Raw genomic sequence first — 8,975 nt, 5'->3', positions numbered from 1 at the left:
CTCCGCCTGTTGCTGGCTTAGGGTCAGGCTGAGCTGCCGCTGGCGGCTGCTTTTTTTGGTATCAAAACGTTGTGCATTGGCACTGGTCTGGTTGGGGTCCGCCCGCCATTCCGCTTCGGTCAACCCTAAGGGGTCCTGTAGCAGAGGGTCGCGAGACCAGTCATAACGCAGCATCAGGTCGGCAAACGCCAGCTGACTGAACCAGAGCCACTGACCTTGTTGTTTTTCGGCCTCACTCTGTGGCCGCTGGCTGTGCAGCCGCGCTTGCTTCAGGCTGAGTCTGCTGCTGTGCTCTGCCGACTGATGCTCGACAGAGAGCATCTGCTGACTGAGAAAACGGCCTTGAGCCAGCTGCACTGAAGCTGTATCCCCGACAGGCCGGCGGCTTTCAAGCGACACCACACCGCCGGCGGCGTTGCCGTACAGTGCTGCCATCGGGCCTGTGAGCACTTCGACTTGGTCTATCTGGTCCAGCAGCACTGAACTTAACTGGCCCTGGCCGTCCGGCGCCGACAGCGGGATACCATCCTGCATCAGTCGTAAACCGCGGATACCAAAGGCACTGCGGCTGCCAAAGCCCCGGCTCGACAGGCGTGAATCCTGCGCATAATTGGCCCGGCTGTCGGCCTGAAAACCAGCGACCCCACCGAACAGACTGGCAGCGTCATACCAGGCACGGGTCGGGTCGGGGTGCAGCTGCTGGGCATTGGATGGATCGGATAACCAGAGTTGCGGCTGGCTCTGGCTGGTGACGCGGATACGTTCAACCGCCAGATCCTGCGCTACCGCCTGAGGCGCAGACAAGGCCTGCAGGGCGCAGGCCAGGTAGAGTGTACGCATCAGTTGGCAGGGCTTAACTTCAGGATTTTGCCATTGTCTTCGTCGGTCAGCAGATAAACAGCCCCGTCAGGGCCGACCTGCACATCGCGGATCCGTGAACCAATACGGATACGTTCTTCATGGCTGATTTTATCCGCTGTCAGTTCCAGCCGGACCAACTGGCCAAACTTCAAGGACCCCACCAGCAGGTTATTCTGCCAGCCGGCAATCGCGTTTTGGCTGTAGAAACTCATGCCGCTTGGTGCAATAGACGGCACCCAATAATGCAACGGCTGTTCAAGACCACTTTTGCGTTTTTGACCAATGACACCACCGCCGTATTCTTCACCGTAAGTAATCAGCGGCCAGCCATAATTTTTGCCCGCCTGCGCTATGTTAATTTCGTCACCGCCCTGAGGCCCGTGTTCATGAGTCCAGATGGCGCCCGTTTGCGGATGAACCGCTGCGCCCTGTAAATTGCGGTGACCGTAAGACCAGATCTCCGCTCTGGCATCGGCTCGGCCGACAAAAGGATTGTCTTTGGGCGCCGACCCGTCGGTGTTGACCCGAATCACTTTGCCAAAGTGGCCGTCCAGTTTTTGTGCATCCTCCCGGCGGGAGCCACGATCACCTGTGGTAATAAAGAGTTCACCCTGGGGGCTGAACACCAGGCGGCCCCCGTAATGGTACTGGCTGTTGATGGCTTCAGCCTGGCGAAAGATCACCTGCACATCGGTCAGCGACGTGCCACTCAACCTGGCTTTTGCCACTGCGGTGCGGCTGTTGTCCGCCTCCACCGGCTCGCTGAAGCTTAAATAAATCAGCTGGTTTTTGGCAAAATCCGGGTCCAGCGCCAGCCCCAATAAGCCGCCCTGGCCAGCCGCTTTGACGGCAGGCACTCCGGCCAGAGGCGCAGATTTTTCACCTGTTCCTGTGACGATACGTAAGGTGCCGGAACGTTCTGAGACCAGCATGCGGCCATCCGGCAAAAAAGCCAAAGACCAGGGATGGTCAAAACCCTGACTGAGTTCAGTCAGTTCCAGTGTGGCTTTTTCTGTCACCAATGGGGCTGCTTGTGCGGCGCCGCTCAAAACGAACAAACTCAATACAATAGAATTTAAGGTGGATTTCATCGGACGCTTCCTTTAACGGATCATTTCACCAGCATAATAACGACAGCGGGCCCTGTTGTCCCTGATGCGATTAACAGCGGCCCGCCCGGGACAGTTAACGCTGGCGAAGGTGGTCCAGTACCACCTGGTGATGATTGCTGGTTTTAAACTGCTCAAAGACATGGCTGATTCGGCCGTCCTGCTCAATTAAAAAACTGATGCGGTGCAGGCCATCATACACTTTGCCCATAAATTTCTTCGGGCCCCAGACACCAAAAGCTTGCGCCACCTGATGGTCTTCATCGCCCAGCAACAGGAAGTTCAACTGTTCTTTTTCAGCAAATTTAGCCAGCCGACCCGGTGCGTCAATACTGACACCAACCACTTGCACCCCTAAAGCGGACAGCTCGGCCTTGCTGTCACGCAGTCCACAGGCTTGCACAGTGCAACCAGGTGTCATGGCCTTGGGGTAGAAATACAGCAACACCCGGCTCTGAGTCAGTAAAGTATGCAATGAATGAAGTTGTCCCTGTGCGTCCGGTAAGGAAAAATCCGGCGCAGCCTGGTTAACGGATAAAGGCATAAAAACTCCCTAAATCAGGGCCTCAAAACGGCCTGTCAGTTGTAACTGATCCAGCAAGGTCATTAATTGCTGGCGTAGTAATTCAGGTTCGGCGCCCTCCGGCAGCTCGACCGTCATTTCACACAGATGCAGGGCCTGGTCCGTTGAGGTGTCTGTCTGAGTACGCAGCGCGCCAATATACACCTGATGATGCGCCAACAGACTGGAGATAGCCCCCAAAGTACCGACTTTGTCCGGCCCCTTGTATTCGAGCACATAGTGGGCGGACACAGGTTGCATCCGGTGACCTGAAGTACGTTTGGTCATGGTCAGCAGATCAAGTTCCAGACCCAGGCCGGGTAATAAATGTTCAATCCGGCTGATGGCGATTAAATCGCCGGACAGCAGCATAATAAACGTGAATTCATTGCCCAGAATAGCCATGCGGCTGTCGACTATGTTGCAATTGCAGTCTGTGACCAGTCGGGCCAGTTTGCTGACAATTCCAGTGCGGTCCGCGCCTATGGCGGTCACGACCAAATGTTGAGGCATAAGGTATTCTTTCCAGGTCAAAAAATGGCGCAAGTGTAGCACAGTGCGGCTATTTTTCACTGCTTTCGGCTTGTGCTTGTGTGACGTCGTCATTACCATAGGCAGCCTGAAAATTTTGGAGCCTTTTTATGTTAAGCGGAAGTATTGTTGCCCTGATCACTCCCATGCACTCTGATGGTTCGGTCGATTTTGCCAGCCTCAAACGCCTGGTGGAGTTTCATCTGGCCAATCAAACTTCCGGTTTGGTCATTATGGGCACCACGGCGGAGTCGGTTACGCTGAGTTTTGAGGAGCAGTGGCAGGTTCTGACCGCGGTATTGGAGCAGGTGGCTGGCCGTATTCCGGTCATTGCCGGCAATGGCTCCAACTCAACGGCAGAGGCGGTGGCCAAAACCAAAAAACTGTCTGAACTGCCTGTTGCCGGTTTTCTGACGGTGACGCCTTATTACAACAAGCCCACCCAAAAAGGGATGCTGGCGCACTTCAGGGCTGTGGCTGGCGCCACAGACAAAGCGGTGTGGCTGTACAATGTACCGGGCCGCACCGGTGTTGATTTGCAGCCAGAAACTGTGGCTGAATTAGCCCAAGTGCCCAACATTGTCGGTATTAAAGAAGCGACAGGGTCTTTTGAAAGGCTTGCGCAACTGAAAGCTTTGTGCCCGGCAGATTTTGTGTTGTTGTCTGGCGACGACGCGACCTGCTGCGATTTTATGCTGCAAGGCGGCAAAGGGGTTATTTCGGTCACCTCAAACATTGCACCGGCGTTAATGGCGCAAATGTGTGCACTGGCACTGGCGCAACAACAGGATGCTGCGCATCAGACTGACCAGAAGTTACAGGCGCTGCACCGCGATTTATTTATTGAATCCAACCCGATTCCGGCCAAATGGGCCTTATTGAAAATGGGCCTGATTGCCGACGATATGGCCAGACTACCCTTAACCCGGTTGGAACCAATTTACCACAGCGTAATCGAACAAGCGCTGAAACAAGCACAGATCACAATCCAGGAGTAATAAGAGTGCAGTATGGGATCCCGGCAAGTCTGCTTGCCTCATTGCTGTTGACAGGCTGTTCGCTGATGCCGGACTGGTCAGCACAAAACACAACAGCCTCTCAGGCTCAGGCCGTCAGCGATTTAAAAGTACCAGATGGCTTAAGTCCAGCAAAAAAGCCGTCGCAGTACGACATTCCGCCCGCGCCGAATGCACCAGTGTCTGAAGCTGAACTGAAATCACCTATGCAGGTGCTGGCTCTGGCCACCAACAGCCGGGTGGAAGAAGAAGAAAAAGAAGCCAGGGTCTGGTTTGAACGTTCTGAATTTACCGGTGAATTGTTGCCTTACCTGCAGCAGAGCATTCGCACTTTTGGTGCTGAAAAGAACATCGAAATCACACAAAAAGATGACCAGGGGCTGGTGTTTGAAACCGGCTGGGTCACCCGCACTGAAGAAGAAGGCTGGTGGTGGTGGAAGCAGATGGTGGACAAGGAGCAAAGCCGTTTCCTGCTAATCCTCGATCCGAAAAGCCATGGCCGCAGTATTGGGGTGCGCAGCCAGTTGCTGGAACACCGTTACCTGGATGACGAGTCCCGCCAGTTGACCCCAATTGCGCAAAAACGCGAAGAAGTCTATTTCCTGAACCGTTACATTGACCAGGTAGCCACCATTGAACTGGAACAGATCAAACGGAAAAAAGCCCAACTGGTCAAAGTGAATCTGACCACAGGCTTTGACGCTGAAGGGAACGCCGTAATGCTGACCTCGCAGAATTTGGATCAGACCTGGTTACAGCTGGAAGTGCTGTTTGAACAGAACGGGTTTGCCGTTACAGACCTGAACCGTACCAGTTACACTTACTACCTGAGCTACAAACAGCCAGAAACCGGGTTCTGGGACAGCTTGTGGGGTGCAGAAGAGGCCATGCAGCTGCCGCTGGCAGAAGGGGATTATCAACTGGTGCTGAAAAAGCATGAACTGGGTACATCACTCAGCTGGCGTGACAGCGAAGGCAAGGTGCTGAGCGCCGAGTTGGTGAACAGCTTGCATCAGGCCTTATTGCCGATGATCCAAAAAGCCGGACTGGAGCTGTAAAAAGCCACAGGCCCTGCAGAAAAAGTGATTTGCGAACAGGCGAAAGGTTATTATACTTGCGCCTGTTTTTTTTAGCCCTGCCGCCGGAGTTTAAAATGGTCGAGAAGACAACTGAGTTGTACCGTGGTAAAGCCAAAACTGTGTATGCCACCAACAACCCTGATTTATTGGTTCTGCATTTTCGCAACGATACATCAGCTTTCGATGGTCAGCGTATTGAGCAGTTAGACCGCAAAGGCATGGTCAATAACAAGTTCAACTTCTTTATCATGCAAAAACTGGAAGAAGCCGGCATTCCGACTCAGGCGGTTGAGCTGTTGTCGGACACTGAAGTACTGGTGAAACGCCTGACCATGATCCCGGTGGAATGCGTGGTCCGTAATGTGGCCAGTGGTTCACTGGTACGCCGTTTAGGTGTGCAGGATGGTCTGGAGCTGAACCCGCCGACTTTCGAAATGTTCCTGAAAAATGATGCACTGCATGACCCGATGGTCAATGAATACCATGTGCGTTCTTTTGGCTGGGCCACTGAAGCCCAACTGGCCCGGATGAAAGAGCTGACCTTCCAGGTCAATGCGGTACTGAGCAAATTGTTTGATGACGCCGGCATGATCCTGGTGGACTTCAAACTGGAATTTGGCGTCTTTAACGGTGAAATCGTACTGGGAGACGAATTCTCGCCGGACGGCTGTCGTCTGTGGGATAAAGCGACCCGCAACAAGCTGGATAAAGACCGTTTCCGCCAAGGCCTCGGGGGCGTGGTGGAAGCTTACGAAGAAGTGGCGAATCGCCTCGGTGTAAAACTGGATTAAACTGGTTTAAGGCGACAAAACCACCTGCGGGTGGTTTTGTTTTTCCATGCAGCAAACGGATTGAGGACAAGCATGCGTTCGATTTTGACCATTCTGTTGACCGGTATTCTGACCTTTGCATTGCAGGCCAAAGAAGTCACCGGACTGTACGAAGCTCAGGTTCCTGCCACTGTCAGCCAGAACCAGTGGCAACAGTTGGCGCTGCAACAAGTGCTGGTAAAAGTCAGCGCCAATCCGGCGGTGCTGGAGCAGGGGGCTGTCAAAGCGGAACTTAGCAATGCTGCCAACTATTTGAAAAAATTTGAACCTGTGGCGGGCCCTGAACCCTTGTTGAAGGTGACTCTGGACGAGCAAAAAGTTCAGCAGTTTTTAACCACACTGCAGCTACCGGTGTGGGGCAGTCGCCGGCCGGCCATTTTGTTCTGGCTGGTGGAACAGGGGAATGAAAGCCGTCAGTTTATCCAGGGGGCTGAGCATCCTGTGCTGCAATTATTACAGCAACAGGCCACAGAGCGGGCTTTGCCCTGGTTGCTGCCTTCTGCGGCTGCAGAGTTTTCTGCCCCATTAAGTCAGGACGATGTCTGGGCAGGTAACTGGTTACAGATAGAGCAGGCCAGTCTGAATTTTCAGGCTGACCAGACCATGATTTTATTGTTTGACAGCCCGGCGGAGCTGGCAGGGCAAGTACGGTTAACCTGGCAGGGGTTTGAACAGGGACAACTGATCAGCCAGCAGATCCTTGCCGCTGATCCGGTGCAGGCGACCCGCCAGTTTATTGAACAGTTGGTCAGCAGTCTGGCGGCGCAGTATGCGGTGCGCTTGGGGGCAGCAGCCACAGACGTGGAACTGCAGGTGCAGGGCGTGACCAACTTTGTGCAGATGGTGCAGGTGCAAAAACTGTTGAGTGGCATGTTGTCAGTGCAGCGGGTGCAGGTGCAGGAGCGCCAGGCGGATGCCTTGTCATTAAAACTGCAGCTGGCGTCAGACGCTCAGACCTTTTTAAATGCGCTGTTGCTGGATAAACGCTTCCAGCCGCTGCAGGGCGATACGTTGGATGCTGTGCCATCCAGCCCGGCAGACCCGCAGGTCAGTGCAGACAGTACCGATCAGTTGTTTGCTGAACTGGAAGCTGAAATGGCCGCAGAGCAACAGCAGTCGACCGCCGCCCCGGCTGTCATGGCCAGCGGGCCATTACGTTTCCGGTTTGTGCCGCAGTGATGATGCCGGTGCAGTACACTCTGGCGGTCACTTTGCCAGAGGATGAAACTCTCGACAGCTTTTACGGGGCTGAACACAGCCCCGCCGTCGCGGCTATCAAAGCGGTGCTTGGTGGTACGGCACCGCGTCATCCGCTTTACCTTTTTGGTGCCAGCGGCAGTGGCAAATCGCATTTGCTGTATGCCTCCTGTGTCAAAGCGCAGGAACTGGGCCTGACCAGCCAGTTATTGTCATTGGATGACTACAAAGCCTGGAGCCCACGGATTCTGGACGGCCTGGAGGAGTTAGACCTGGTCTGTCTGGATAATATCCAGGCCATTGATACCGATTTAACCTGGCAAGTGGCAGTGTTTGATCTGTACAACCGCATGCTGGAACAAGGCAAAGTACTGATTATTGTCGCCGATGCGGCGCCGACTGAATTGGGCTTCAAGCTGCCCGATCTGGTGTCCAGGCTGCAGGCCTGCACCAGCTTTCAGCTGCGTTTGCTGATGGACGATGACAAACAAAAACTGCTGCAGCAAAAAGCCCATTTGCGTGGTATGGAACTGCCGGACGAAGTAGCGCGGTTTTTACTGAACCGCCAGCAACGGGATATCCGCGATCTGGTGCGGATTCTTGACCTGCTGGACAAAGCCTCCATCGTGCATCAACGCCGCCTGACCATTCCTTTTGTGAAAGAAATTCTGACTGACCCATTGCCCATTGCGGCAAATGCTTAAAAAATCACAGTTTTGGCTTAGAAGCGCCCGAAAATCTGGTGTATTATAAGCGCCTTTTTTACAGCAATGATTCACCTCAGATCCGAGGATTACCATGAACTTAAACGCCATCTTGGCCGAAGCCCTTCAGGCTGTCGCTGCCGCTCAGGATATCAACGCGCTGGAAGACGTGCGTGTTGCATTTATGGGCAAAAAAGGCTCCATTACCGAGCTGCTGAAATCCTTAGGCGCAATGGATGCCGAGCAGCGCAAAGTTGCTGGCCAGCAAATCAATGAATTAAAACAGCAGGTGCAAGACGCGCTGAACCAAAAGCGTGATGCCATGCAAGCGGCTGAACTGGCGGAAAAACTGGCCAAAGAGCAAATTGACGTCACTTTGCCAGGCCGTAGCCTGGACGCTGGTGGTTTGCACCCGGTGACCCGCACTATCCGCCGTATTGAAAGCTTTTTCGGTGAGCTGGGCTTTGAAGTGAAAAAAGGCCCGGAAATCGAAGATGATTTTCACAACTTTGACGCATTGAATATTCCGGAGCACCATCCGGCCCGTGCTGACCACGACACCTTCTATTTCAACCCGAAGCTGATGCTGCGCACCCAGACCTCCGGTGTGCAAATTCGCACCATGGAAACGGAGCAGCCGCCGCTGCGCATTATTTCGCCAGGTCGCGTCTACCGTAACGATTACGACATGACGCACACGCCAATGTTCCACCAGGTCGAAGGCCTGATGGTGGACAAGCATGTCAGCTTTACCGAACTCAAAGGCATTCTGCACGACTTTCTGCATAACTTTTTTGAAGAAGACCTGCAAATCCGCTTCCGTCCTTCGTTTTTCCCGTTCACTGAGCCTTCGGCTGAAGTGGACGTGATGGGTAAAAACGGCAAATGGCTGGAAGTGCTGGGCTGCGGCATGGTGCACCCGAACGTGCTGCGTTCAGTGGGCATAGACCCGGAAGTGTACAGCGGCTTTGCGTTTGGGATGGGCGTCGAGCGTCTGACCATGCTGCGTTATGGCGTGACCGATTTACGGTCTTTCTTCGAAAACGATTTGCGCTTCTTAAAGCAGTTCAGATAAGCAGGAGCAAT

10 protein-coding genes are annotated in these 8,975 nt (G+C 53.9%); 6 read left to right on the top strand and 4 right to left on the bottom strand.

The features are described 5' to 3' along the window. The 4 genes from WKJ04_RS16350 to WKJ04_RS16335 form a co-directional block, all read right to left on the bottom strand. Positions 1–840: TonB-dependent receptor (locus tag WKJ04_RS16350; protein ID WP_337881397.1), on the bottom strand; the 840-nt coding region annotated here is incomplete at its 3' end. Next, positions 840–1,952 (bottom strand): PQQ-dependent sugar dehydrogenase, encoded by a 1,113-nt coding sequence (locus WKJ04_RS16345; RefSeq protein ID WP_337881396.1) that lies wholly within the window; start codon positions 1,950–1,952, stop codon positions 840–842. The genes WKJ04_RS16345 and WKJ04_RS16350, both read right to left, overlap by 1 nt. Before the next feature lie 94 nt (positions 1,953–2,046). Further along, positions 2,047–2,514, bottom strand: coding sequence for a thioredoxin-dependent thiol peroxidase (gene bcp, locus WKJ04_RS16340; RefSeq protein ID WP_337881395.1), 468 nt, complete (start codon positions 2,512–2,514; stop codon positions 2,047–2,049). Between the two features lie 9 nt (positions 2,515–2,523). Then, positions 2,524–3,045 (bottom strand): ACT domain-containing protein, encoded by a 522-nt coding sequence (locus tag WKJ04_RS16335; RefSeq protein WP_337840315.1) that lies wholly within the window; start codon positions 3,043–3,045, stop codon positions 2,524–2,526. A 128-nt stretch (positions 3,046–3,173) separates the two neighbouring features. On the opposite strand from WKJ04_RS16335, the gene dapA reads away from it, so the two are divergent. The 6 genes from dapA to pheS all read left to right on the top strand — a co-directional run bounded on the left by dapA (position 3,174) and on the right by pheS (position 8,964). Beyond that, complete coding sequence (dapA, locus tag WKJ04_RS16330) at positions 3,174–4,061, top strand: 4-hydroxy-tetrahydrodipicolinate synthase (RefSeq protein ID WP_337881394.1); 888 nt, start codon at positions 3,174–3,176, stop codon at positions 4,059–4,061. Between the two features lie 5 nt (positions 4,062–4,066). Further along, positions 4,067–5,137, top strand: a complete 1,071-nt coding sequence (gene bamC, locus WKJ04_RS16325) for an outer membrane protein assembly factor BamC (RefSeq protein WP_337881393.1) — start codon at positions 4,067–4,069, stop codon at positions 5,135–5,137. Positions 5,138–5,232: 95 nt separating this feature from the next. Further along, a complete protein-coding gene (gene purC / locus WKJ04_RS16320) occupies positions 5,233–5,949 on the top strand; it encodes a phosphoribosylaminoimidazolesuccinocarboxamide synthase (protein ID WP_337881392.1) in 717 nt (238 codons plus the stop codon). Between the two features lie 72 nt (positions 5,950–6,021). Continuing rightward, positions 6,022–7,167 carry a DUF2066 domain-containing protein gene (locus WKJ04_RS16315; protein ID WP_337881391.1) on the top strand — a complete coding sequence of 382 codons (1,146 nt, stop codon included), beginning with the start codon at positions 6,022–6,024 and terminating at the stop codon, positions 7,165–7,167. A gap of 2 nt (positions 7,168–7,169) precedes the next feature. Beyond that, entirely contained in the window at positions 7,170–7,889 is a 720-nt protein-coding gene (gene hda, locus WKJ04_RS16310) for a DnaA regulatory inactivator Hda (protein WP_337881390.1), read from the top strand. A gap of 94 nt (positions 7,890–7,983) precedes the next feature. Then, a complete protein-coding gene (pheS, locus tag WKJ04_RS16305) occupies positions 7,984–8,964 on the top strand; it encodes a phenylalanine--tRNA ligase subunit alpha (RefSeq protein WP_337881389.1) in 981 nt (326 codons plus the stop codon). The last annotated feature ends 11 nt before the right edge of the window (positions 8,965–8,975 follow it).

This window comes from Rheinheimera sp., from assembly GCF_037442345.1.
Taxonomy (GTDB): Bacteria; Pseudomonadota; Gammaproteobacteria; order Enterobacterales; family Alteromonadaceae; genus Pararheinheimera.
The sequence above is the reverse complement of the archived record's forward strand: the minus strand, read 5'-3'. Positions and strand labels throughout refer to the sequence as shown.